Annotated in this window: 25 protein-coding genes; 16 read left to right on the top strand and 9 right to left on the bottom strand. The window is 43.6% G+C overall.

Going from position 1 to position 26,257, the window contains the following annotated elements; translation table 11 throughout:
• Positions 1-10: 10 nt before the first annotated feature.
• Both FQ084_RS09055 and FQ084_RS09050 read right to left on the bottom strand, forming a co-directional pair.
• On the bottom strand, positions 11-334 hold the full coding sequence (locus FQ084_RS09055; RefSeq protein WP_149490323.1) for a chaperone modulator CbpM: 324 nt from the start codon (positions 332-334) through the stop codon (positions 11-13).
• 92 nt (positions 335-426) lie between these two features.
• Positions 427-1,401 (bottom strand): DnaJ C-terminal domain-containing protein, encoded by a 975-nt coding sequence (locus FQ084_RS09050; RefSeq protein ID WP_149490322.1) that lies wholly within the window; start codon positions 1,399-1,401, stop codon positions 427-429.
• A gap of 459 nt (positions 1,402-1,860) precedes the next feature.
• Between FQ084_RS09050 and FQ084_RS09045 the strand changes: the two genes are divergently transcribed.
• Complete coding sequence (locus tag FQ084_RS09045) at positions 1,861-2,223, top strand: septal ring lytic transglycosylase RlpA family protein (RefSeq protein ID WP_149490321.1); 363 nt, start codon at positions 1,861-1,863, stop codon at positions 2,221-2,223.
• A gap of 92 nt (positions 2,224-2,315) precedes the next feature.
• Here FQ084_RS09045 and FQ084_RS09040 read toward each other — a convergent pair whose 3' ends face one another.
• Positions 2,316-4,361 carry an ABC-F family ATP-binding cassette domain-containing protein gene (locus FQ084_RS09040; RefSeq protein WP_149490320.1) on the bottom strand — a complete coding sequence of 682 codons (2,046 nt, stop codon included), beginning with the start codon at positions 4,359-4,361 and terminating at the stop codon, positions 2,316-2,318.
• 470 nt (positions 4,362-4,831) lie between these two features.
• Here FQ084_RS09040 and erpA point away from each other — a divergent pair, with 470 nt between their 5' ends.
• From erpA to FQ084_RS08995, 9 genes are all read left to right on the top strand, one after another.
• Positions 4,832-5,212 carry an iron-sulfur cluster insertion protein ErpA gene (erpA, locus tag FQ084_RS09035; RefSeq protein ID WP_149490319.1) on the top strand — a complete coding sequence of 127 codons (381 nt, stop codon included), beginning with the start codon at positions 4,832-4,834 and terminating at the stop codon, positions 5,210-5,212.
• A gap of 349 nt (positions 5,213-5,561) precedes the next feature.
• Entirely contained in the window at positions 5,562-5,918 is a 357-nt protein-coding gene (locus FQ084_RS09030) for a roadblock/LC7 domain-containing protein (RefSeq protein ID WP_149490318.1), read from the top strand.
• A 309-nt stretch (positions 5,919-6,227) separates the two neighbouring features.
• Positions 6,228-7,811, top strand: a complete 1,584-nt coding sequence (gshA, locus tag FQ084_RS09025) for a glutamate--cysteine ligase (protein ID WP_410477339.1) — start codon at positions 6,228-6,230, stop codon at positions 7,809-7,811.
• A gap of 53 nt (positions 7,812-7,864) precedes the next feature.
• Positions 7,865-8,377 (top strand): disulfide bond formation protein B, encoded by a 513-nt coding sequence (locus tag FQ084_RS09020; RefSeq protein WP_149490316.1) that lies wholly within the window; start codon positions 7,865-7,867, stop codon positions 8,375-8,377.
• 474 nt (positions 8,378-8,851) lie between these two features.
• Positions 8,852-9,472, top strand: coding sequence for a copper resistance protein NlpE N-terminal domain-containing protein (locus FQ084_RS09015; RefSeq protein WP_149490315.1), 621 nt, complete (start codon positions 8,852-8,854; stop codon positions 9,470-9,472).
• A 210-nt stretch (positions 9,473-9,682) separates the two neighbouring features.
• Positions 9,683-11,182, top strand: coding sequence for a UDP-N-acetylmuramate:L-alanyl-gamma-D-glutamyl-meso-diaminopimelate ligase (gene mpl, locus FQ084_RS09010; protein WP_149490314.1), 1,500 nt, complete (start codon positions 9,683-9,685; stop codon positions 11,180-11,182).
• 422 nt (positions 11,183-11,604) lie between these two features.
• Positions 11,605-11,859 carry a GlsB/YeaQ/YmgE family stress response membrane protein gene (locus FQ084_RS09005; protein WP_149490313.1) on the top strand — a complete coding sequence of 85 codons (255 nt, stop codon included), beginning with the start codon at positions 11,605-11,607 and terminating at the stop codon, positions 11,857-11,859.
• Between the two features lie 247 nt (positions 11,860-12,106).
• Positions 12,107-12,661 carry a peptide deformylase gene (def, locus tag FQ084_RS09000; protein ID WP_149490312.1) on the top strand — a complete coding sequence of 185 codons (555 nt, stop codon included), beginning with the start codon at positions 12,107-12,109 and terminating at the stop codon, positions 12,659-12,661.
• 183 nt (positions 12,662-12,844) lie between these two features.
• Positions 12,845-14,020 carry a type III PLP-dependent enzyme gene (locus tag FQ084_RS08995; RefSeq protein ID WP_149490692.1) on the top strand — a complete coding sequence of 392 codons (1,176 nt, stop codon included), beginning with the start codon at positions 12,845-12,847 and terminating at the stop codon, positions 14,018-14,020.
• A gap of 118 nt (positions 14,021-14,138) precedes the next feature.
• Here FQ084_RS08995 and FQ084_RS08990 read toward each other — a convergent pair whose 3' ends face one another.
• From FQ084_RS08990 to dnaJ, 3 genes are all read right to left on the bottom strand, one after another.
• Positions 14,139-15,074: a type II and III secretion system protein gene (locus FQ084_RS08990; RefSeq protein ID WP_149490311.1), complete on the bottom strand. Its 936-nt coding sequence runs from the start codon at positions 15,072-15,074 to the stop codon at positions 14,139-14,141.
• A gap of 88 nt (positions 15,075-15,162) precedes the next feature.
• Positions 15,163-16,005: a 4-hydroxy-tetrahydrodipicolinate reductase gene (gene dapB, locus FQ084_RS08985; protein ID WP_149490310.1), complete on the bottom strand. Its 843-nt coding sequence runs from the start codon at positions 16,003-16,005 to the stop codon at positions 15,163-15,165.
• A 210-nt stretch (positions 16,006-16,215) separates the two neighbouring features.
• Positions 16,216-17,346 carry a molecular chaperone DnaJ gene (dnaJ, locus tag FQ084_RS08980; protein ID WP_149490309.1) on the bottom strand — a complete coding sequence of 377 codons (1,131 nt, stop codon included), beginning with the start codon at positions 17,344-17,346 and terminating at the stop codon, positions 16,216-16,218.
• A gap of 411 nt (positions 17,347-17,757) precedes the next feature.
• Between dnaJ and FQ084_RS08975 the strand changes: the two genes are divergently transcribed.
• Entirely contained in the window at positions 17,758-18,411 is a 654-nt protein-coding gene (locus tag FQ084_RS08975; RefSeq protein WP_149490308.1) for a DUF2939 domain-containing protein, read from the top strand.
• A 144-nt stretch (positions 18,412-18,555) separates the two neighbouring features.
• Here the strand turns inward: FQ084_RS08975 and FQ084_RS08970 are convergent, their stop codons facing one another.
• A complete protein-coding gene (locus FQ084_RS08970; protein ID WP_262880743.1) occupies positions 18,556-19,626 on the bottom strand; it encodes a disulfide isomerase DsbC N-terminal domain-containing protein in 1,071 nt (356 codons plus the stop codon).
• 316 nt (positions 19,627-19,942) lie between these two features.
• Positions 19,943-20,647 (bottom strand): pseudouridine synthase, encoded by a 705-nt coding sequence (locus FQ084_RS08965; protein WP_149490306.1) that lies wholly within the window; start codon positions 20,645-20,647, stop codon positions 19,943-19,945.
• Positions 20,648-20,843: 196 nt separating this feature from the next.
• Here FQ084_RS08965 and FQ084_RS08960 point away from each other — a divergent pair, with 196 nt between their 5' ends.
• The 5 genes from FQ084_RS08960 to FQ084_RS08940 all read left to right on the top strand — a co-directional run bounded on the left by FQ084_RS08960 (position 20,844) and on the right by FQ084_RS08940 (position 25,095).
• Positions 20,844-21,437, top strand: a complete 594-nt coding sequence (locus FQ084_RS08960; RefSeq protein WP_149490305.1) for a YigZ family protein — start codon at positions 20,844-20,846, stop codon at positions 21,435-21,437.
• Positions 21,438-21,558: 121 nt separating this feature from the next.
• The gene (locus FQ084_RS08955) at positions 21,559-22,605 is read left to right on the top strand and encodes a YheT family hydrolase (protein WP_149490304.1); all 1,047 of its coding nucleotides are present in this window, start codon (positions 21,559-21,561) and stop codon (positions 22,603-22,605) included.
• A 55-nt stretch (positions 22,606-22,660) separates the two neighbouring features.
• The gene (locus FQ084_RS08950; protein ID WP_149490303.1) at positions 22,661-23,203 is read left to right on the top strand and encodes an acyl-CoA thioesterase; all 543 of its coding nucleotides are present in this window, start codon (positions 22,661-22,663) and stop codon (positions 23,201-23,203) included.
• 214 nt (positions 23,204-23,417) lie between these two features.
• Positions 23,418-23,795 (top strand): DsrE family protein, encoded by a 378-nt coding sequence (locus FQ084_RS08945; RefSeq protein WP_149490302.1) that lies wholly within the window; start codon positions 23,418-23,420, stop codon positions 23,793-23,795.
• Positions 23,796-24,051: 256 nt separating this feature from the next.
• A complete protein-coding gene (locus tag FQ084_RS08940; RefSeq protein WP_149490301.1) occupies positions 24,052-25,095 on the top strand; it encodes an NAD(P)H-dependent flavin oxidoreductase in 1,044 nt (347 codons plus the stop codon).
• 98 nt (positions 25,096-25,193) lie between these two features.
• On the opposite strand, the gene FQ084_RS08935 is transcribed toward FQ084_RS08940, so the two are convergent.
• Positions 25,194-26,141: an alpha/beta hydrolase gene (locus tag FQ084_RS08935; RefSeq protein WP_149490300.1), complete on the bottom strand. Its 948-nt coding sequence runs from the start codon at positions 26,139-26,141 to the stop codon at positions 25,194-25,196.
• Between the last annotated feature and the right edge of the window lie 116 nt (positions 26,142-26,257).

Raw genomic sequence — 26,257 nt, 5'->3', positions numbered from 1 at the left:
GAGTCACTTGTTATTTCAAATGATCGACCTCTACTTCAATCACTGGGGTCTGCATTTCTAGCTGACGCTTAAATTGACGCAGCTGCTCAATCTCATCTAATAGCTCAAGTATCAACCCAATCGCCGGTACACTGGCTTCAAAGTCGCGGCTAAGGCGTGAGGCACGGCGTACAGTCGTCAATTGATAGCCGGTGAATTGCTGGCGCTCTGGCACATCATATTCAATGATATTTTCTTCAATCAATTCGATGACCCATTGGCGCTCTTGACCACAGGCAGATACGAGCTCATCTAAGCTCAAGATAATGTCGGTAAATTCAGGCGAGTGTTTCATAGCGATTATCCTCGTTTACTCTTTATTTTATCGTTATCGTTTGCATCTCTAGTTTTTATTACCATAATCAATGACTGCTGTTAAAGGCGTTTTTAGCGCTCAATACTAATGTCTGAAAAAGCTTGTTTTAACGCCTCGTAAGCTTTAACAGCCTGGTCATTATTGATATTCGGGTTGATAATATTTAGGGTCAAGTACAAATCGCCGGCCTGTTTGGCAGGAATTCCTTTACCTTTTAGACGTAAGTTGCTACCCGATTTGCTGTTTTTAGGAATCGTCACGCCGAGCGTCCCTGCTGGAGTGCTGACGTTAATCTTCTCGCCCAGTGCCGCTTCCCATGGCGCAATATTGACCGTCTGATAGATATCAGCACCTTCGATACGGATATTATCCGCATGACGGATTTTGACCTTTAAAAATAAATCGCCGTTTTTCCCTCTACCGCCGCCCGCCGCACCTTGCCCTGCTAGACGAATTTGTTTACCGTCAGTGATGCCTTTAGGGATTTTAATTTTTAGGGTTTTGTTTTCGTAATCGACGCTGCCATTCGGCTGACGAACGGGAACATTTAATTTAATACTATAATCATCGCCACTATAGACCGAAGATAAATCAACGGTAATCTCTGCATGTTGGTCTTGACCTTGGCTACCAAAGCCGCCATATTGCGACTGACCACTAGCTGAGCCGCCACGTGCACCGCGCCCAAAGGCGGAAAAAATATCATCAAAGCGAAAGCCACCATCGCCGTAGGCTTCGCCCTCCCCAAATTGGTCTTTAATATCTTCCCAGCGGAAGCCACCCTGTCCAGCGCCTGCCGATTGCCCACCAAAACCGCTTTGACCAGCAAAGGGATTGTTTAACATGGCGTCGTATTCCGCACGCTTATCTTTATCTCTGAGGGTCTCATAAGCGTTATTGATTTCTGCGATTTTATTATCAGCGTCTGGAGCGTCGCTCACATCAGGGTGATATTGACGAACAAGCTTACGATATTTCTTTTTAATCTCAGCATCTGTGGCGTCTTTTTTGACCCCTAAAATGTCATAGTAATTTTTTTCTGCCATGTTGTTGTTCCTCAAAATAAAAGCCTATTTATAAGGCTGGTATGCCAATGTAAACCAGATGATAAGGAAGTTTATTTGACGGCGACATAACAGATTGTCGTTACCATCTAGTAACCATAATAACAATAATAAAAACCCATAGCGTTAGATAAATATAACCAGTTATGACGACTAGCTATAAGCGTACCACGAATAACTTAAGTATAAGAGCTATGTATATAGGTAATCATGGGGATATTGTTAAGAAAATTAAATAAGATAATCGCTGTTTAAAAGTGATGAATTTATAGATTTTTGGCTCTAAAAAGTACTGTTTTGACCTTAAGAGTTCTTTTACAGACCGGTAATAATATGACAAGTTACTTCTTGTAAAATACTTTTACTATTTGTACTCACAGGGAGTATGGATAACATAGGCAAGCGTATCTGTCTATCTCATCAATAGAAAAAAGGTATTACATGTCTTATTTCATCAAGTCTTTAGTCATCACTTTATCGCTACTGTTAAGTACCACTGTTTTTGCCGGCAACACCAGTTACTATGGTAGTAAGTTCCACGGCAAACGTACCGCAAGTGGCAGTATCTTCAATATGAACTCTCTAACCGCCGCACATAAAACGCTGCCGTTTGGTACGAAGGTACAAGTGACTAACAAAAAGACAAAGCAGAGCGTGATCGTAAATATTACCGATAGAGGACCTTTTATTAAAGGTCGTATTTTGGATTTATCGAAAGCCGCTGCTGGTCAAATAAACTGCGAACTTTGTACAACCACCATGAAAATACTATCTTATGGTGATGGTAAATACCGTATGGAATAATGTAATAAAAAAGGGAGAGCTAACGCTCTCCCTTTTTTATGCTGCTGTCTTTTAAAATGAATGCTTATCATTTTATAACTGGCTATTGCGGCCTATTTAACAGCTACTTCCATATCCTCTAAGGTTGTCATCGCGAGCAATAACTTCTCTTCATTATCACTATGCTGCTGCTGTAGCACGGTTTGCTCATTGAGTAAAACCAGCAAATCAGACTTGCGGCTTTCTTCATACAACTCAGTATCGGCAAGCTTGGTTTCAAGACTGGTTAATTTCTCAGCAATCTTAGCCAAGGCTTTTTCTGTCTCTTCAATCTCACGGCGAATAGGTGCGGTGAGTTTGCGTTGTTCAGCGGCCAATTTACGCAGCTCTTCTTTACTCAGCGTAGGCTGAGCAGCACTGTCTTTTGCAGAATGGGTGGAGGCTTTATTACTGATTTTGTTACTTGCGTGGCTGTTTGTTGCACTGGCATCTGTTTCACGTGAAACAAACTTCTTATTGTCTTTTTTATTCTTTTTCTTACTGTTGCTTTTATCTGGCGTATTTTCTTGCTTACGCTTTTCGGCCAGCCATTTACCGTAGTCACTGATATCACCATCGAACTCATCGATTTGACCATCATGGACCAAAAATAGCTCATCACAGACGTTAGCAATCAGCTCGCGATCATGCGACACCAGTACCACTGCCCCTTCGAAACCCTGCAAGGCGATGGTCAACGCTTGACGCATTTGTAAGTCTAAATGGTTGGTTGGCTCATCGAGTACCAAAACATTTGGACGCTGCCAGACAATCAATGCCAACGTTAAACGCGCGCGTTCGCCACCCGAAAACAGCTCACTTGGCGTGTCGATACGCTCACCGCGAAAGTCAAAACTGCCGAGGAACGAGCGCAATTCGGCATCAGAGGTTTTGCCCGCTAAGCGACGTAACATTTGCATAGGCGTCGCCGCAGCATCCAATGCATCCATTTGATGCTGATTAAAATAGCCAAGCTTAAGCGTATCAGAGACGCGATAGCTGCCCGTTAAAATACCAAGCTCGCCAACCAAAGCTTTAATCAAAGTTGATTTACCCGCGCCATTCATACCAAGCAAACCAATACGCGTATCCGGCGTCACTTGGATATTGGCATTATGCAGTAGCGCTGTATCTGTGTAACCAATATCAGCATTGCTCAGCTCAATCAGCGGTGAGCTCATATTTGCCGGCTCATAAAAGCGGAATGAGAACGGGTTGTCCGCCATCATCGGTGAAAGCTCCGCCATACGTTCAAGCTGCTTAATACGGCTCTGTGCCTGCTTTGCTTTACTGGCTTTGGCACGAAAACGACGAATAAAGTCATCCAAATGCGCTTTGGTCGCTTCTTGCTTCTCAAAAGCTTGCTGCTGCTGCGCCATACGCTCATGACGGGTGCGAATAAACTGTTGATAATTACCCGTATAAAGTGTGATTTTTTGTTGTTCCACGTGCAAGATATGCCCGACAGTAGCATCTAAGAACGCTTGGTCATGCGAGATCACAATCACCAAACCGCTAAATGCATTAATCCACGTCTCAAGCCACAAAATCGCATCCAAGTCCAAATGGTTGGTTGGCTCATCAAGCAGCATTAAATCCGCGCGGCTCATCAAGGTTTTGGCAAGGTTTAAACGCATGCGCCAACCACCGGAAAACCCTTCTACTGGCAGCTCGTGCTGGCTGGTATTGAAACCAAGACCTGCCATAATTTGTGCGGCTTTGGTCGGGGTACGATAGCCATCAATCTCATCAAACTGTTGATGCAATACCCCAATCTGATCATCACTGACACTGCTCAAATCATTTAAGGCGGCATTAATCTCATACCACTGCTCATCGCCACTTAACACATAATCAATCGCCGTTTGTGTACTCGCGCCCACTTCCTGCGCCATGTGCGCCACATGCCAGCTATCAGGAATGCTGACCTCACCCTTATCAAGCGTCACTTCGGTATCACCGGTGCCCATGCGTGTTAATAATAAGGCAAACAAGGTCGATTTGCCTGTGCCGTTATTGCCCGTTAAGCCAACTTTGTGGCCCGGATGTAGCTGGAAGCTTGCCCCTGCAAACAACTCACGACCATCACGGCGAACACCAACGTCTTTAAATTCGATCATATAATTTCTTCATCTCAACAGTAATATAAAACATAAGGCAATAAGAAAAACACACGTCTGGCATGTTTACTGGCGGCTATTATTTCAAACGCTTGCCGCATAGGCAAACAATTAAATAAGTATTTTAAATTCAAACCTTTATACTGCTAAAAACCTCTTAATATCGTCAGAGAGCGGCGACTATTTAAAAACTTGCGGTTTAAAACGCCTTTTTTCGTCGCAAACGCTACTGTCACCCTTGACAAATCAATCATTAGCCCAATTATGCTATACTAGTAAAACACTATTGACATCATGCAGTTAAGTCGTAGCAGCTCGACACGAGCGTCTAAAATCGTGACCCAATCTCACTAATATTCCCGTAGCCTATGCTTATCAGCCGTTACGGATCAGTCGCCCTATCCAGTATAAATAGACGACCTCGCATACATAAAAAATAATATCATTTGATTTTAGCCACTGAGGTAGATATGAACGAATCAGCCAACCAATTTAACCCAAGCTCAAGCCAACCCGTTGATCCAACTGTTTTAAACCTAACGGACAGTGCCGCACAAAAGGTGCGTCGTCTGCGTGAAGAAGAAGGTGACAGCAACCTGATGCTGCGTGTATATGTGACGGGTGGTGGCTGCTCAGGCTTCTCTTATGGTTTTAACTTTGCCAACGAGCTCAATGAGGACGATGCGAATTTTGATAATGACGATGTGACCTTAGTCGTCGATTCGCTAAGCTATCAATATTTGCAAGGCTCTACAGTTGATTATACGGAAGGATTAGAAGGCGCGCGCTTTATCGTCACCAATCCGAACGCCACCACCACTTGTGGCTGTGGCTCATCGTTTTCTATTTAAACCATTAGTGTTATCTAACAGCTTTTAGATTATTTGCATAAAACTGAGTACACAATCGTATATCGAAAATTTCATTTTTAACCGATAATCTGGTTAATAGTGGCTTTTGTCGGTTTACGATTGTTTTTTTATGGGGATATGCTTAAATATTGTCTTCTTTTGAGTAGCTAAACTAATCAATCCTATATTCAGCTACTTATTAAAAGATTTTTTATGGCAAAGTTGGTTACTGCGAGACTTTTATCAAAAGATTTTTATTAGAAGATTTTTTATTAAAGGATTTTGCTGTCAGACGCCAACGACTGGAACACAACCCCATTCCTATCCCAAATAATTAAGGCACACCCACATGGCTAAGTTATCACTTGACGCATTAAACGACATTGACGGCTTCATCGCAGCAGCATTAGTAGATAGCGAATCAGGTCTAGCATTAGCAACTCTGGGGGCTGGTATCGATCTTGAGCTTGCGGCGGCTGGCAACACTGAAGTACTGCGTTCTAAGCGCAAAGTAGCAGAAGCGTTAGGTTTAAACGAAAGTATCGAAGACATTCTCATTACCCTGAGCAAGCAGTATCATTTGCTACGTCCACTGGTACGTAATGACAGCTTATTTTTGTACCTAGTACTTGATCGTCAAAAATCAAACCTTGCGATGGCACGACATAACCTAAAAAACTTTGAGACTGAATTAGAGTTCTCATAAGTTGACCGTTCATTTAAAAGTGCGATTAATGTCTATATGAACAATCAGAACCCATCATATAAATTGATAGCGCCTAAAGCATCTACCTCATAAGTAGATGCTTTTTTTGCTTAATATCTGCTGAAGCTAGAACGTTATCTTATGTTTTATCCGCTGAATAGCAGCACTCTAACCACCAGCGAAGCTTACCGTATTTGTAATTGCACGTGGTTTTTAGGGTGGCTTTGGGCTAAACTGACGTGATTATCTAACCTCTTTTTGCGGTCGGACAGCCCTTGTGTTTCGACCGACCATAACTAATAACAACAGATGACTATTATGAGTAATTTTGCGAGTAGCTTTGTCGATTTTGAAATTCCAAACTGGTTTGACAGTCAGCATTTAGCGGGTATGCTCCGCGGTATTGAAAAAGAAGGCCTACGGGTTAGACCTGATGGTTATTTGGCACAAACGCCACATCCTGCCAAACTTGGCTCAAAGCTGACCCATCCGTTTATCACCACTGATTATTCAGAAAGCCTGCTTGAGCTTATCACTGACCCTAAGACCTCACCAAAAGAGACCTTAACCATGCTGCGCCAACTGCATTTATTGGTCTATCAAGGTATGCCTGAAGGCGAGCTGATGTGGCCATTATCGATGCCTTGTATGCTGTCCTCAAATGATGAAGATATCCCACTGGCAGATTATGGTAGCTCTAATAGCGGTAAACTTAAGACACTGTACCGTAGTGGCCTTGGTATCCGTTATGGTCGCCGGATGCAGACGATTGCTGGTCTCCATTACAACCTGTCCTTTGGCGATGATTTATTTAGCGCGTGGCAAGCACAAACGCCAACCGCACAAAATCTGACCCTAATAGAGTTTAAAAATGATAAGTATTTAGGACTTATCCGTAATTTTAAACGTCTGACCAGTTTGGTACTTTACTTATTAGGTGCCAGCCCTAGTGTCTGCCCGTGCTTTGTTTCGGGGATTGAGCATGATCTTGAGCTGCTGAATGACTCGACCTATTATAAACCGACTGCCACCAGCCTACGTATGGGTAAGCTCGGTTATACCAATAGCGTGCAAGAACATCTTGATATCCGTTATAACAATTTGCCCGAGTATATCAAAGGGCTGCGCCGTGCGATTCAAACCCCGCATGAAAGCTTTGAGAAGCTTGGTTTAAATGACGCCGATGGCAACCCGATTCAAATCAATGATCATATTCTACAAATAGAAAACGAGTACTATAGCCCTATTCGTCCGAAACAGATTGCTGAAAGTGGCGAGAGCCCAACCGAAGCGCTTGAACGTCGCGGTATTGCTTATGTTGAATTTCGCGCCATTGACCTCGACCCTTATAGTGATATTGGTATTCGCTTATCTAGCGCCTGCTTTTTAGAAGTGATGGCGCTATATTGCTTGCTTAGTGATTCACCAGAGCTGATGCCTGAGGAAGAAGATGCGCTTGCCATCAACCTTGAGCGTGTGGTCAATGAAGGTCGCCGCGAAAACTTGCAAATCATTAATAATGGTGCTGAGCAATCATTAGAGAGCTGGATGCTCACGCACTTAAGCCGTATGCAGCCATTGGCAGCACTGCTTGATGCGCATTATGGTGGCAACGACTATCGGGCGGCAGTTGCTTTGATGCAAGGTAAAGCGGGTCATTCGGAATCGACCATCTCTGCGCAGGTCAACTCTGATAGTAAACGCTTGGGCAGCTTATGGCAGCTCGGCTTTACCTTAGCGCAGCAGCATCGCGAGTCGCTACTACAGCAGACTCTGAGCCCAAATACTCAAGCAAAATATGAAGTCTTGGCTGAAAAATCCATCTTGCAGCAAGCTGAGCTTGAAGCAGCAGAAACCGAGGACTTTATGGATTTCTTACAGCAATATCGCTAATCTTTATATGTTTTCACTTTCATCAATAAGCACTTTATAAGAGTATTCGCCCCATGCGACAGCTGACCACTTACCGTAATTTACAAGTGTTTTTAGTGATAATGGCCTTGATAGGTATGAGTTTTGCGCTGTTCTTTTTGCAGCGTTATATGGGATTTTCGCCTTGTCCACTGTGTATCTTTCAGCGCATTGGGCTAATGGTGATGGGCGGCTTTGCGCTCATCGCGGCGCTATTGAATCCCAAATCAATTGCCGTACGATTGATGTTATGGCTGGGGAGCTTGGCAGGTGTTGGTTGGGCCGCAGTAGTTGCAGGACGTCATGTCTGGCTACAGCATTTACCTGCCGACCAAGTGCCGTCATGTGGCCCAGGTTTAGACTACTGGCTCGATACGCTACCCATGCAGCAGGTATTAAAAGAAGTGTTTGCCGGTTCCGGCGAGTGCGCGTCTATCGACTGGACCTTTATGGGACTTAGCATTCCTGAACAATCATTGATTCTATTTAGTATTCTGATATTGGCTCATGTGCTCATATTGTGGCGTATCGTCCGCCCTGTTCGCTAACGTGCTTTCATAATCTGCTTTGCTTTTCTTAGCGAGTACTCTCATAGCTTTGCTTCGTAGATTTGCTTCATAGCTACCTATAACCGTCAGGCTGAATCGCACTGACGGTTTTTTTATACTTTATGGAGGTGTCTATACATTTCTTTATGATAGAAGTGAAACCAGAAAACCGCTTTAGTCACTTTTAGGCTTTGATATCTTTAGCAAGTTTATTTACCCTATTGGAATAAGGGTTGGCTTTATAATGCCTTAATCGTATATAGAAAGTGTTGGTAGTACTAGCGTGTGTGATGCCTACAGGCGGCGATGTTTATCCACTCTGAGACTTTTATCACATAAATTAACGAAGTCAGGGTCGCACATTTTACCTATTGCCGTTAAGCTTGTTCTTTGATTTATCGTAAAGCCTTAGATCATTTATCATATTGACAACGTTTAGACATACTATTTAAAAAACTGTTTATTGGTAATACTATGATAACTTTCTCGCCTATTTCTTCCTCTGCTATTATGACTATCAGCCGCTCTGTGCGCCCATTATTGGCGCTACCGGTCTGTCTGCTCCTCATGAGCTGTGACAGTGCGTCATCTTCTACCAATAAAACGACGCAAGGCACGCCAATTAATAGCCTACAGCAAACCGATTTGCAAAATGATCAGTTTCAAGAGAGTAATGCTAACGATGTAGTGAATGAAGCAAGTCACGAAGAAGGTCAGCCAGTCATTGCAGCGACCAATTTAGCTGATAGTACTCGTCGCGTGCCGATGATTTCAGGATCGAACAACGATAGTATGCTACAAGCAACCTTAATGGGTGATTATGGCGGTATCGTGCCATGCGATTCTTGCGATAATATCACTATCACCTTAAATCTCTTCTCTGATGGCTCCGTTCTAAAAACCAGTCTCTTTAATCATGCCGAGCCTGCGCGCGCGCCCTTGCTGGAATCGGGTGTCTATCGCCAAGATGACGATATGATTACCATTGTCTATGAGAGACAAAATATCGAAACCTATCATATTAAAGACAATCTATTGATTATGATGGACGCGGATAAAAACCCTGATGATGACTACACCCTTTCTCGTAAATAAGCAGAGGTACAAATAAGGCGGTGCATAAATAAGCCAAATCAATCGTCTGAATTGAGCATCTATATAACGCCTACTTACTGGCGTTTTTTATTGGTCATCTTACGGTGTTTACTTTACAATGAGCCTTTGCCTACCGAGCTGTCTGCCGCACTAGGATGTGTTGGCTGATTTAAAGCTCAATTCCCTTTTTCAAGCGTGTACGGAACGTCTATGCATATTCATATTCTTGGTATTTGTGGTACTTTTATGGGCTCGCTGGCATTATTGGCGCGCGCGCTCGGGCATACGGTCACGGGCTCAGACACCAATGTCTATCCACCGATGTCCACTCAACTTGAAAATGCGGGCGTGACGATTGCAGAAAGCTATCTGGTAGAACATTTGCAGCCAGCGCCTGATTTGGTGGTGGTTGGTAACGCCATGAAACGTGGCATGGATGTTATCGAATATATGCTCGATAGCGGTCTGCGCTATACCTCAGGGCCACAATTTTTATCTGAACAAGTGCTGCAATCGCGCCATGTTATCGCGGTGGCAGGTACGCATGGTAAGACCACAACGACGACCATGCTGGCATGGATACTACATTATGCAGGTATTGATGCAGGGTTTTTAATCGGTGGCGTACCATTGGTCGATACTACTGATAAGCACTTGCAGCAAGTCTTTGCGCATAGCAGCTACTTGGGTGCTGAAAAACTCACTGATGGCGATACAGAAAAGACTGGCTATTTTGTCATCGAAGCCGATGAGTACGATTCTGCGTTTTTTGATAAGCGTTCAAAATTCGTTCATTATCGCCCGCGTACCGCAATTTTAAACAATCTTGAGTTTGATCATGCTGATATATTCGATGATCTGAATGCCATTCAAACTCAGTTTCATCATATGGTACGGATGATTCCGAGCACTGGTAAAATCATCATGCCAGCGGCGACCATTAGCTTAGAAGATACTTTGGCAAAAGGTGTGTGGACACCTATTTGGCGTACAGCGGTTCTAGATTCAGTGTCTAATAATGCCAATACAGAAGAGAATACGTTAAAAGACAGCAGCGACTGGCAAGCTGAGCTTATTAGCGCAGATGGCGGTCAGTTTCGCGTCAGTTTTGCGGCTGATACCGCTGATAAAAAAGCAACAGCAGTCGTCGATTGGTCAATGAGCGGCATTCATAATGTGAATAATGCGCTGGTTGCGGTCGCGGCCGCTTATAATGTTGGTGTCAGCGTTGAAACCGCTTGCGCGGCGTTATCAGACTTTGCCGGTATCAAACGTCGCATGGAGCTGATCGGCGATGTAAATGATATCTTGGTATTTGATGATTTTGCCCATCATCCGACCGCCATTACCACCACCTTAGATGGTGCCAAAAAGAAATTGGCAGATAGGCGCATTTGGGCGATTATCGAGCCGCGTAGCAACACCATGAAAATGGGCATTCACCAAGATAGCTTGGCTGAGTCCGCTGCCCTTGCCGACCATACCTTATGGTATGAGCCTACAGGACTCGAATGGGGTTTAAAAGAAGTGATTGAAAACGCCAATATCGCCAATCCAAATATGGGCAACCAACAAGTACTCTCTAGCGTCGATGGTATTATTGAACATATTATTACCTATGCCAAATCTGGCGATGCTATTGTCATCATGTCAAATGGTGGCTTTGAAGGTATTCATCAGCGCCTATTAACGGCACTGCACAACCAATGATGTGCTGCTAAGAAATTAAACGCAGTAAAATGTTATCTTAAAAGCGTGGTTCGTTAAACGAGCTGCGCTTTTTTATGTCCGGTACTTTTTAACATATATCTTAACGAATGTCTTAGCTCGCCTCTATCACTTAAATTTTCTTAACCTAGTTATATTTCCTTAGCCAAAAACTCATCTTTGAAGTTTTGTACGTTATGATTACTAAATATTGCTTACGTTAGCGACTTTACTACCTTTGTAACCTGCTGTTTACCTATCTCATCTGCTTAATAGCAAATATGGCTTTTTCCTCACATAGCCCGTACACAGATAACACTTTGTGCTTACTTTTTGGCTTTAGGAATGACTACAATGAATTCACTAAAAGAAAGCAACATAAATAAGTAACACATTATAAATAGCAACATCTTAGGAGAATAAAAATGGGCTTTATTTGGATGATTATTGTAGGTTTGGTCGCAGGTCTATTGGCACGTGCTATTAAGCCAGGTAGTGACCCTATGGGTTGGATTATGACCATCGTTTTAGGTATCGTTGGTGCGATGCTGGGTGGTTTTGTCGCAGGATTAATCGGTATCAATGCTGATGGTGGCTTTATTGGTCTTATCTTCTCAGTAATCGGTGCGATTGTTTTACTGTTTATTTATGAGATGATTATGACTAAGCGCCGCATATAACTGCCGCTTGCAACTTATATCACCTACCATTTATATGAATAAAGGTCTTGCTCAATGCAGGACCTTTTTTATGAGACCAACTTTATTTTTTCTCAAATATCGTTTTTCTGTCTTGACTCTTAATGATGGGTTTTCGTTATGTTATTAAGTAAGTATAGAGGGCGTCATGTATTGATAAGCATTACTTTTGTCCCCATTTATCTTATAATATCAGACCTATTTTATCTTTATCATTGAGGTGAGCCCTATGGCGTTACTCCCTATTTTAAGTTATCCCGACCCACGCTTGCGTACGATTGCCAAGCCTGTCAAGGAAGTCACGGCTGAAATCAAGACCTTAATCGCCGATATGATTGAGACGATGTACGATGCCCAAGGTATTGGTTTGGCGGCTAGCCAAGTCGATCGCCATATTCAGCTTATCGTGATGGATTTATCTGAAGATAAAGACAGCCCAAGGGTGTTTATTAATCCCAAAGTTACGCCATTGGTAGAAGAAAAGCAGCCGTATGAAGAGGGTTGTTTGTCGGTGCCTGAAGTCTATGATAAGGTTGAACGTCCGAGTAAAGTGCGTATCGAAGCCTTAGATGAGAATGGTGACAAGATTGATGAAGAAGTGGAAGGCTTACTTGCCGTTTGCATTCAACATGAAATGGATCACTTAAATGGGGTCATATTCGTCGATTATTTGTCGCGTCTCAAGCAAACGCGTGCACGTGATAAAGTACGTAAAGTCCTTAAAATACGCGAAAAACAAGGCGAAGAAGCACACGATAAACAACCACAACCTATCAGCTCTTAATTCACTCATCCATTTATTTTTCAAGCTGTGTATCACAGCGTTTAATCGTTATTTTCGTTAAGAGATTATGATTGTCGTCAAGCTTTATCAGCGCCAACGATTACGATGATAAGACTATGACGATGATATTGGCTTTTACTCTCTGACATATACTGTCTTCATTAAAGGTTTCCTACCATGACCATGATCAAAATTGACCAATATTTTGACCCTGCCGGCTGGCAGAAATTTACCAAAGCTGCCGAAGGTCGCGAAACCCCATTTCTGGTCGTCGACCTGAGCCGCATTAAAACTAAATATGCTGAAATGGTCGGCTTTTTTCCGAAGGCGAAAATTCATTATGCAATGAAAGCAAGCCCAGCGGTTGAAGTCATTAACTTGCTTGCTGAGCTTGGTTCAAACTTTGACTGTGCGTCAATCTATGAGCTTGATCGTGTGCTTGACTGTGGCGTTGATGCCTCACGTATCTCTTATGGCAATACCATTAAAAAAGCGGAACATGTCAAATATGCTTTTGAAAAAGGCATCGATTTGTATGCGACCGACTCAGAAGCAGATTTAGAAAATATCGCTAAGCATGCGCCTGGTTCCAGAATATTTGTGCGTATCTTAGTACAAGGGTCTGAAACCGCTGAATGGCCACTATCACGCAAATTTGGTTGCCATCCGAATATGGCGATTGACCTGTTGATTCAAGCGCGCGATTTGGGCTTGGTACCTTATGGTATCTCGTTCCACGTCGGTAGTCAGCAAAAAGACGTTGCCGCTTGGGATGACGCGCTCGCCAAGGTCAAATATATGTTTGACTGGATGAAGAACGAAGAAGGCATTAAGCTACAAATGATCAATTTGGGCGGCGGCTTTCCGGCGAACTATATCAGCGAAGTCAATCCAGTAAAAGTCTATGCTGAAGAGATTAACCGTTATCTGACCGATGACTATAATGAAGATGAAATGCCCGAAATTATTTTGGAGCCAGGTCGTTCATTGGTTGGCGGCTCAGGGGTATTGGTCAGTGATGTGGTACTTATCTCGCGTAAATCGGATACTGATTTGACACGCTGGGTCTATACCGATGTGGGCTTATTCCAAGGCCTAATTGAAACCTTGGGTGAGGCAATCAAATACCCTATTTATACGCCTAAAATGGAAACTTCAAAAAGCGAAGGCACGGTCGTATTGGCAGGTCCAACTTGTGATTCAACCGATATTATGTATGAAGAAGCAGGTTATCAGTTGCCAGAAGAGCTAGAGATTGGCGATAAAATTTATTGGTTAACCACGGGCGCTTATACCAACTCGTATTCATCGGTTGAGTTCAATGGTTTCCCGCCGTTAGAAGTGATTTATATTGACTAATTTTTAAACAATCAATGTCAATTCAAAGCGCGGTACTGTGATAAGCAGTGCTGCGCTTTTTTATGTTTGTTTGTTTATTGACGTTACTAACTAACCAGATGCAGTAAACAGTCATTCGCTACTGCACTAAGAGCGAAATCGGCACGCTATTACTGCTACTCAGCGTGCGATTACTGCCATAACCTGAGCTCTGGGTTTGGTTGTTTTGCGAAATTTGTCCAATATTGACCCATTGCCCGCGTGGCACGATGATGGTGCTATTTAATCTTTGCCCTTGCACGCTACTGTTATTATTATAACCATAACGATTATAAGAAGGATTAGCGCGCACGAGCTGTTCTTCTACTTGGGTTAATGTTACTTCTACTTGCCCATTTGGTAGTAGCCTTGGCGTAACGGCAATCCCTTGCGTCGTTGGTAATAATACTTGCTGCTGAATAACAATCTGTCCGGACGAGCGGTTATAGGCTGGATAGCTATTGGCAATATGGGTTTGGCTTAGTGAATAAAGCGTGCCTGTACTGATGCTCGCCGCACTACCAGACAGCGTTTGCACTTGATATAAATTATTACCTTGCTGCTGACTGTTACGCTGGTTAATAACGCCTGCGCCTTGAATACCACGATTGCTAATAATGACCTGACCTTGTTGGATATTACTTTGGGAATCGCTATTGCTACCGACACGCACAGCAACGGTCAACGCTTGTGACTGACCATCAATCTGCCTCAGTAACTGTTGGACAGTTTGATAGTTAACAGCAGTGGTATGCAATATCAGTTTATCTTGATACGTCGTGACCGTGCCGCCATCGCGACTCGCATCTAACTGCTGACGAACCGCTGGTAATAAGCTTTCACCGCCATAAGTATGAATCACATAGGTTTGATAAGCGGCCGCTTGTACAACTATTGGTAATGAAGCTAAACTTAGAGCAAACGCTATCGAGCGCGCATAACTTATGCTTCTGGCAGTTTTTATATTTTTAATAGTGTTAAGTATAGCCACCGTGCGACCAAAACTCGCTATTAGATTTTCACTAAACTTATTCATAATCGACCTCTAGCAATAGGTAAACGCTATCAAGAGCCATACTCAGCAGCTACCAAACCATAAGCAAAAAACCTTAATCCTTTAAGCTTTAGTCATTTAAGCCTAAAACATCTTGCATATTATATTGACCAACTTCCTGCTTAATAACCCAAGTAGCCGCACGTACCGCACCAGCTGCAAAGGTCATACGCGCACGCGCACGGTGGGTAATTTCAACCACTTCCCCATCAGCGATAAACATCACGGTATGATCACCGATGATTTCACCGCCGCGAATCGCATGAATACCGATGGTCCCTGCTTCACGCGCGCCAGTTTGTCCTTCGCGGCCATAAACGGCAACGTCTTTTAAATTTTGGCCACGAGCTTCTGCGACGGCTTCTGCCATCATATAAGCCGTACCAGATGGCGCATCGATTTTATGCTTATGATGGGCTTCGATGACCTCTACATCAGCATCAGTGCCAAATGCTTTTGCCGCCATACCTAGCAATTTTAATGACAGATTAACGCCTGTTGAATAATTACCTGCATAGACGATAGCTATCTGCTCGCTCGCTTTTGCCAATACTTGCTCTTGCTGCTCATTAAAGCCTGTTGTACCGATGACCATGGCGACGTTATTTGCTGCGCAGATTTGCATATTTTGTTCAGTGGCATCAGGCAAACTAAAATCAATGAGCACATCAATGTCATTAATAACTGCTTCTAGGTCATCAACAATCTGCACATCCAAGCGTCCGATAGCGGCGACTTCGCCAGCATCGGCACCAACGAGACTTGACCCTTGACGTTCAATCGCTGCATTAAGTGTCGTTTGTGGATTGTCTTGGACGGCTTCGATAAGCATACGCCCCATACGCCCACCGGCACCGATGACACCGACTTTAATAGCTTGTTTCTGCTCTTTTTTTTCTGCTTGCTGAGTCATAGTTTTTCCTAAATGCTTCATTTTTAATAAGGGGATTGATACATATTATTTATCATAAGTTTAGCAAATATCACTGCACGAGTGGCTTTTTATACGCTCATTAAAAAACCCAGAGGTTCCACATGAAACTTCTGGGTTAGCATAACTGCTTATTTGAGCGGCTTATTTTAGCTATTTGCTTTAAATATAGCGATTCAGCCATACACAGCGTTAATCAAACAAGTCGCCAATCTTTTTAAAGAATGATTTCTTATGGGGTGACTGCTGATGCTTGCTATCACCATCTAACGTATCTTGGAATTGACGCAACAAATCTTTTTGCTCACGAGTCAGATTTACTGGCGTCTCGATGACCACACGGCAAATCAAATCACCTTTCATGGTGGTGCGTACTGGCGTCACACCTTTACCGCGTACACGCAATAATTTACCACTTTGCGTGCCTTCAGCGACCTTGATTTTTACTTTGCCATCTAAGGTTGGAATTTCAACTTCTTTACCGAGTGCCGCATCGGTGATACTAACTGGCACATCCATATAAAGATCAGCACCTTGACGGGTAAAGACATCATGCGGTTTGACGCGTACTTCGACGTATAAATCACCGTTTTGCACACCTGCACCGCCCGCCTCACCTTCACCCGCTAAACGCACGCGGTCACCATCATCGACGCCTGCTGGGATAGACACTTCAAGCGTACGTGATTTGTCTTTAACACCATTACCATGACAGTCAGAGCAAGGGTTTTTAATCTGTTTACCAGAGCCGCCACACTGTGGGCACGCTTGCTGCACCGCAAAAAATCCTTGCTGCATACGCACTTGACCCTGACCATGACAGGTCTGACAAGTGACGATATCAGAGGCATCTTTGGCGCCTTTACCATCACAGGTATCGCAAGGCGCAGGGGCGGTAAAGCTGATTTCTTTTTTGCAACCGCGCACCGCTTCTTCTAAGGTCAGCTCAATCACATAACGCAGGTCTGAGCCGCGGCGCGAACGTCCACCACCGCCACGCGATTGACCAAAGATATCGCCAAAGTTGCCAAAGATATCACCAAAGATATCTTGGAAGTTACCACCGCCGCCGCCGAAACCGCCGCCGCCCATACCGTTTTCAAAAGCGGCATGACCCATACGGTCATAAGCTGAGCGTTTTTCTTCGTTGCTCAACACCTCATAAGCCATCGATGCTTCTTTAAACTTATCTTCGGCATCGGGATCTTCAGAGTTACGGTCTGGATGATATTTCATGGCCAGCTTGCGGTAGGCTCGCTTAATTTCCTTGCTGTCAGCGGTCTTACTGACACCTAATACTTCATAAAAATCGCGCTTACTCATGGGCTCTCCTCTCGTCTTCACAGTCCACCGATCGGTCGATTCATCAACCCGAGTCAATTATCCTAATACTGCCTATACTCGCACTAAAAGGTTTCACATGAAACACAGTGAAATATGCGAAGGCAAAGAAGATAATTTATGAATCTTGCAAGCGAATACGGCGGGATGCTGCTTAGCCAAATCAATTATTAAAAGTTTGCGCTATTTATGGAGATGCCAGTGTGATTTATCAAGCGCTGGGATGGCGAAATTCTCACTTATGATGCCTGAAGCACTTTAAAAAAGGATTTATTAAGGATTGAACAAAGGTTTTCATACCGTAATATGATTAAGCCATGCTAGTATTTATCGTCCAAGTTTGTGGTCATTTATATTAAAAAATTTTAAGTTTGCGATAAGGTAGCATTTTTTATGAAAAAGCTGATTGTTTTATTGATTGTCATTGCAGTCGCTGTTTATGGCGGTTCGCCTTACTATAGCGCTTATCAGCTTAAAAACGCCTACGACGCCAAAAATGGCGCGACTGTCGCGGCGGCTATCGATTATGAGCAAGTACGACCGAGTATCCAAAATCAATTGATCAGTCAATTTGCTATGACTATGACCAAATATCCGTTGGTCGCAGAACTCGGCGGGGCGCCATTAATAGAGGCAGCAAATGGTTTTATTACCCAAGCAGTCGACGGTGCGATTACCCCGCAAAACATTGAAAAAGTCATCAACACCCAAGGTCAGGCCAACACCGCCACCAAAGAGCTTGCCGCCGCATGGGCAATCGCCAGTAATCAAGTCGATTTAAAAAACTTGATTCAAAACTTAATCATCAATCGCGGCGACATCAATGCAGTGGTTAAAAATCAAATGCAGCAAATTATGGATAAACAAGCGGCAGAACTTGAAAAACAAGCGGCGCAAGGCACGGATAGTGATAAGCCAACATTGGGCTATTGCGGTATTAATTGCTTTACTATTAGCGGTCAAGTGAAAGGCTACCCGCTCACTATCGAGATGCAGCGAGACGGTTTAATTGCTTGGAAAATCGTCAATATCGTCTTGCCACAATAGTTGTTGCCATAATAGACTTGCTACCATCAACTGTTAGGCGCAAAAAAACCGCCCTATGAGCTATGTTCATAGGGCGGTTTTGGCTTAATCATTTTCATACAGCAATTTATACGATAAATCTACGTTTGAGAATAGCTAAACCAGCTATTCTACGCCCAAAAACTCTAAAAACTCAGGGCTCTCAAAACTGGCTTGAAAAAGGACACCATCTTCACGGTAAATAGCAGGTGTTGCCATCACTGCCAAACCAGCGGCTTTTTCGCGGTTAGGAGTGACATAATCGACGTCACAACTTGCTGGTGCAGGTGTCATTTTTCCCTGTAACATAGCCTTATCAAAAGCGCTACGGCGGCTGTCTTCACTACCTTGACACCAGATACCACGCATTTGCTCAGGCGATTGCTCATATATCGGATAGCCAATGGTTTTTACCGTCACACCTTTGGCGTTAAGCATCGGTAACTGCTGATGTAATCGGCGGCAGTACGGGCAATTGACGTCGTTGGCCACGTAAATAACCGCTTTTTCAGCGCCAGTCGCTGGATAATTAATCAGATGGCTTTCATCTAAGGTCGCAAATACAGACTGATTTTTGCGCTTTTCAAACTCTTGATCGAGCCCAATAAACTGACCATTTTCAATCACTGATATCTCGCCATCGGTAATATACTGCGCATCATCTGACAGTAAAAAAGGCACACCTTCTAAGGTAGCACCCCAAATAACACCCGGTACAGCGGTATAAAAGAACGGCGTTTTGGCACTCATGTTTTTCAGCGCACTCATATTGGCTAGGATGTCAGACTTGACGCTGGCGCTGACAGGTTTGCCGACTTGCGCACTACTACGCGCTGGGATTTTGGTTACTAGCCGTTCGCTGGGGTTCTTTTGTAGCTCGCCTTGAATCACGTATTTGCCATCTTCGGTAATATGCAGCGGCAATTGACCAGCCAAATTGACCTGATACATATTGGGCAGCTTAGAAGGTACGATAGAGGTAATTTGCGTTTTGATACCGGCTTGGATGAGCAGTTGACGTAATTGACTATCAATAGCTTTACTAACGGTACCAGACACTTTTGTACTTTGAGTCGCTTGGCTGACGTTTTTATGAACAGCCTCAGTAGTGCTTGGCTGCGCGCAAGCCGTGGTTGCCAATAACGTGGCAGTAATCAGGCTGGCGGGTTTTAATACAAGTAATTTCACAGAGACCATCCTATCTGGTTTTTGATAGCAGCTGTGTTTAATAAAAGGCATATCAAAACATTGCGCTATTAATAAAGACAACTATATTATGTAAAAACATAGATTAAAAATAATAAACGGACTGTAGCACATGTGAGTATTTTGCAAAGCCTCAAACAGTTAATTTTGCAAAACTGCTACTGAGCTTTAAGAGATAGGCAACACAGACGGCTGGTAGAAATAACCAAGGCAAATAACGGACAGCAAAAAGCAGCACACTGTGAGTGGCTGCTGATTTTGCAAAAATCATTTTAATGGGCTATTTTAAATCTCATAGCACACAAATTTAGAATTTGGCGACTTCTTCGGGGGTTAGGAAACGACTGTCCCCTTTATCCAAGCCATCCAAGTTGATATGACCAATACTGGCGCGATGTAGCTCAGTCACTCTATTGCCAAAGTAACCCATCATACGTTTAACTTGATGATATTTACCTTGCTCTAAGATTAAACGCGCATGAGTTTCATCGATGAATTCAAGAATCGCAGGCTTGGTCTCTTCGTGCTCGCCTTCTAAAAGAATGCCTTCAGCGACTTCTTTGACCGCATTGGCTTGCGCCGCTTCATCCATTGGATCAGCCAAAGTCAGCTCATAGATTTTTGCATGTTCGTGCTTAGGACTGGTCACACGGTGCAACCATTTACCATCATCACTGATTAACAACGCACCCGTGGTATCGACATCGAGGCGACCCGCAATACGTAAGCTGCCAAGCTCTGGTACGGCAATCAGCTCAGTGACGATAGGATGTTCTTTCACTTTAAGCGTACATTCAAAACCTTCAGGCTTATGTAATAGAATATAACGACTGCCCGCCGCGACCGATAATGGCTCCCCCGCCCAAATTACCTCATCGTTGACGATATCGACATGTAAGCCTGGATCTTTGACCACAGTGTCATTTACCGTCACTTCACCAGCGTGCAGAATCTTTTTCGATTCTTTACGCGACAGCTCAGTGGCTTTACTAATAAATTTATCTAAACGCATACTATTTACTACCATCAGTTTTATGTTACCAATCCTAAATCAGAAGCCAACGTCATTCGCATTCAGGCGTGGCCTGCTCGCTATCTTCACTGGTTAGAAATGGTACTATAATAAAAAATTAATGAACACTACGTCAAATACAGACAACAGTGAAAGTCAGACAAGTTTACCATATCCAACCTAAGCCTGATGAAATATGAACTATCAAACGCTAAAACAAGCAGTCACTGCCCGCTTAGAAATCAAGAAATCTGAGTTTATTGCCTACGCTTATCCGGTCAATTCACGTGAAGAAGCGATGTTTCACGTGGAACAGTTACGTCAACAATATGCCGACGCCCACCATCACTGCTGGGCATACATCATTGGTGACCCCAATAACACCACCAGCGCAGGCTTCGATGATGATGGCGAGCCCAATGGCACCGCAGGACGACCGATACTAAATGTCTTACAGCACAAAGCTATCGGTAACGTCATTATCATCGTGGTACGTTATTTCGGTGGTATCAAACTCGGTGCTGGCGGCCTAACTCGTGCCTATGCAGGCTCGGCTCAAGCAGCGGTCGATGAGATGATATTACTGCCCTATGTAGCGATGGCGCAAGTACAGATATTGGCAGAATTTGCGACTGAAGCGCAATGTCGCTATATCGTCGAAAGTTTAAACGGCCGTATCGATAATGTCGATTATAGTAAAAAAGTGACATTGACTGTGACGCTTGCTGAGGCAGATATAGAGCATTTAAAAGAACGCCTTGCGATGGATGGACGTGTACTAGATGAGTGATAAAACTGGATGAGTAACCATGCGTTCACTGAAAACCATTGGTTTTGACAACGACCGTGGGTATGATAAAGCACTGATTTTTAACGACGATTTTTTAACAAACCTAAAATAAGACCCCTATATGCCAACCTCAAAGTCGACAAAACCATTCTCGCCAGCGCCTTTTAAACCGCCATTCTGGCTGACCAATCCACACCTGCAAAGTATCCTGCCGAAGTTTTTTGCACCTAAAGCGCCTACTTACCGACGCGTGATTAAACAAGACTCGCTTGCCGAAACAGACATCGCTTATGATTTTTATGATGCGTATCCTATAAAAACAGCAGAAAATGCTGAGCTTGAGCAAACGCCATTAATCGTGCTATTCCATGGTATGGAAGGTAGCAGCGACAGCCATTATGCGCGTGCTTTGGCGTATCAGATGCATGCGCAAGGTTGGCACTTTGTCGTGGCGCACTTTCGCAGCTGTGGCGGCATTCCTGCTAATGGTAGAGTTTTTTATAATGCGGGTGATACCGATGAAGTGCATCACGCCCTGCAAAATCTAAGTCAGCAGTACGCCAATATTTATGCGGCTGGGGTATCACTTGGTGGTAATGCCTTGGCAAAGTATATGGGCGAATATGGTAACAAAGCAATCTGCCAAGGCGCTGTTGTGATTTCTGCGCCGGTTGATATGTCATCGGCTGCTCTTAGTATGCACAGCTTTTTGAGCCATCGTATATACACGCCCTACTTACTCAACCCCATTATCAAAAAAGCCTTGGCCAACGACATTACTAAAGATGAGATCGACTCGATCAAAGCGGTCAATCGCATCAGTGATTTTGATGATATCTTTACCGCACCGCGTCATGGCTACCGCTCTAACAATCACTACTATCAAGCCTCTTCAGCACTACCTTATTTGATAAAAGTGACGAAGCCTTTATTATTAATTAGTGCCAAAGACGATCCTTTCCTTGGTTTTACCGCCACACCAAACGATGTCTCAGACAGTGTCACTATTTTAGACACTGAGCATGGTGGGCATGTGGGCTTTATTCGTTATAACGCTGATAAAGACAAATCACCTCATCTTTATAAAAAATCAAGATTTGATATCAATTGGATACCCGAAACCGTCAGCGCCTACTTTAACCATATTGGTGTACCATCTAAGCACTGATAATTTGGCAAACGTTAACCCTACTATTTAAACTCTAACTGTTTGAGATTGCTTTATGTATCCATTTATCCGTTATGCCAGCACCATCGCCCACGCCGCACTACAAGTAAAAAAAGGCCATACTCTGACGTTTAAAGATACCAGTGAGATTACCTTTCGCTGCCGGCTGACAGACATTGATAATTTCTTAGAGATGAATAATGGTCGCGTGCTGACCCTTTATGACATGGGGCGCACCGATTTTGCTGTGCGTAGTGGACTTGGCAGCCAACTACTCAAGCAGCGTTGGGGCTTGGTCGTTGCTGGCAGTACCATTCAATATCGCAAACGCATTCGTGCTTTTGAAAAAGTCACCATGAAGACCAAAATCGTCGGCTTCGATGAGCGCTGGATATATATTGAGCAATCGATGTGGGTCAAAGGCAAACCTTGCTCATCGGCCCTACTGCGGACGGGCGTGACTGAAAAAGGTAAGGTGATCGAGACCGCACGCGTACTAGCAGCTTTAAACCAATCAGATTGGAAACTGCCACCGAGCGGCTATGTGGCAGAATGGATTGTGAGTGATGCTGACCGTCCGTGGCCGCCACAAGCGTAAGTTTTTGCTAGGTTCACCGCAAATATCTACTGATTATTTAACCATTTGCATGACAGCGCTGCTTCACAAGTAGGTCGTCACAAGCAAGTAACCTTATAGCTACTATTTCCTAACAATACATTATATAGATACATATAATAAATGTTAGGATAGTAGTGAGTCTTATACTCAACTAAATATTGTCTAGCTAAAACAGTCTAATAAGGAAAATAATATGGTTAATAATACTGATTATGTCGGCACGCTGTTTGATAATAGCGAATCAAACCCAAGTAAAATTACTTTAGCATTTACCATGGCAGGTGTGGCGCTGAAAAAAGGGCACTCAGCATCGGTCATATTAATGGTAGACGCGGTACATTTAGCATTGCCGAAGGCATTAGATAACGTCAATATTGGTGCACCATTTGAACCTGCAGGCGAATTGCTAGAAGCCTTTGTCGAAAAAGGCGGTCAAGTGTTAGTCTGCGGCGCATGTATGAAACACAATGGTGTCGAAGAATCAGCGATTGATAAGCGCTTCACCGTCATTAGCGGTGATGACGTGGTTGAGCTGTTGATGAATGCGAAGGGTTCTTTACAGTTGAACTAAGAGTTTAAGCTAAGCAGTTAGTTTATAAAAACAGGTCGGTTTTCTTAACTCTCTTTTCGATGGTGTAAGAACTGACCTATTTTTTACGTTAAATTTCAACATCTAACCTTGTATTACTATTTAATGTTGAATACTAGCCACAGCTTCTCAACCCCTCCTATTTCTCAACTAAATAAACATTATCTAACACACACGCCGTTCAGCTTTGTTAAAGTACGTCATGCAAACCTCCTAATAAATAAAAAGGACGCCCGTCATGACCTTGCTGAATATTCTCAATTTAACTCATCCTATCGTGCAAGCGCCTATGGCAGGAGCAACCACACCTGAGCTGGCAGCGACGGTCAGTAATTTTGGTGGATTGGGTTCATTGGGATCTGGCATGACGACGCCAAAGGTTTTAAACAGTGAAATTGATAGCATTAAATCACTCACTGATCGCCCTTTTATGATCAATCTGATGGTATTGTCTGAGCATGAATCTAATACCTTGGACAGCGCGGTTCCAAATTGGCTAAGCCAGTATTATCAAGAAAATAATATAGAAATAGAATTACCGAAACAACCAGCGCTCAGCTTTGCAGAGCAACTACAAGTGCTCTATGACAATCCTGTTCCTGTCGTCAGTTTTACCTTTGGTATTATTAACGCCGAACAAGTGCAGCGTTTACAGAGTCTAGGCACACGCGTCATCGGTACTGCCAATCATCCATTAGAAGCAAAAGCATGGTCAAATATTGGCGCAGATGCAGTATGCGTACAAGGCGTAGAAGCTGGTGGACATCGCGGTGGTTGGTTAGCGCAAAGTGCAAACGACCCATTGGGATTATTGACACTGATTGCTCAAACTCGTGCGTGTACTGATGTTCCTTTGATTGCTGCGGGTGGCATTATGACGGGGCAAGCTATTAAGGCCGTTCAAACCGCTGGTGCCGAGCTAGCGCAAATAGGAACGGCATTTTTGACCACCGATAAGAGCGGTATCAATGATAGCTATAAACAAGCACTACTTGACGCCAGTGAAGGTAAGCGCAGTGCCGAAACGCGCTTAACACGACTATTTTCAGGTAAACAGGCACGCGCTTTATTGAACGATTATCTGCGTGACTTTGCTCAATTTGAGAGCGCTCATGAGCTACCACCTTATCCACAATTAAATGCCATGACCAAATTGTTGCGTGCCCATGCGACCAAAAATCTTGATGCCGAACATCAATCTTTATGGGCAGGACAAGGGGTGGCTTTGGTCAGACAAGAGCGCACGATTAAATTATTAGAGCGCTTGGTAAAAGAGAGTTAGTTTGATTGACGTAGGCTGAGTTTTTAACCCAACCTACAACAGCTCATATCCAACCAAAATCTGAGCCAATAAATTCTTACAACATCATAGGTAAATGGCTATTTCTTTAGCGCTTCACGAAACGTTTTATAATCCTCAGCCGTTTGCTTCACCGCCTCTATCATTGGTACATGCCCAATCTCTGGCATCATAATAACTTGTGATTGCGGAATGATTTCTTTTATTAGCGTAACCGTTTCAGGCTTGATCACTTGATCCTTCTCACCCCAAACCACCAGCGTTGGAATATGATAGTCAGCGATAATCTTAGCGCGACCTTCGACATTGTCTTCAGTTATTTGCGCCAGTATCTTAGATTCTAGCGCTTTATTCGCAATACGTTCTTGCGCAAAGACGGCTTTTACAGACTTAGGAATATAAGGCGGCTTAGACATGACAAGGTTATACATAGCATAAAAATCTTCCTTCTTATTGACCAACAGCGGATTATTCTCAAGGGTTGCGCTTTCCAACGATTTCGGCACGCCCGCTGACCAAAAGCCTGCACTATCTATCAGCCATAGGCTTTTGACCTCTTTAGGATACTTCGCGGCATAAGCGACACTGATAGCGCCGCCCATCGAATTGCCACCGACATGAATATTAGATGCTAAGCCCTTAGCTTGTAGTAGCTCATGTAAGCGCGTCGCTTGTGCTTCCGAGCGGTAGTCTGCTGTTATCGGTTTGCTAGAGTCTCCAAAGCCGAGCAAATCAGGAATTATCAAATGGTAGTTTTCTAACTGCCGAGCAATACGGGTAAAGTTGTCTTTATTACCGCCAAAGCCATGAATTAGTAATAAAGGCTCGCCCGCTACATTGCCGTTTTCGGCGTAGACCATTTTATCGCCAGAAGCTAACATCAGCGCTTTGACGGCTAAATCAGACTTATTGCGCTCATACTGAACTAACTTTTGAGTGGTGTTGACAGCTAAGGTATTAGGCGCGGTGGTACAGCCAACGACTGAAAGGCTGAACAAAGCAGCAAGGCCTAGGCGTTTTAAACTCATCGAAACTTCCTTGTTAAATCCAGCAAATGAAGAAGGGTGAAAACAGCTTAAAAGCATAATCCTAGCACAAGCCTATTTCAAGTTTAAACTATGACCACCGCGATGTGCGCCAATAG

This window comes from Psychrobacter sp. ANT_WB68, assembly GCF_008369115.1.
Lineage (GTDB): Bacteria > Pseudomonadota > Gammaproteobacteria > Pseudomonadales > Moraxellaceae > Psychrobacter.
This window is presented reverse-complemented; position numbering and strand designations above follow the sequence as displayed.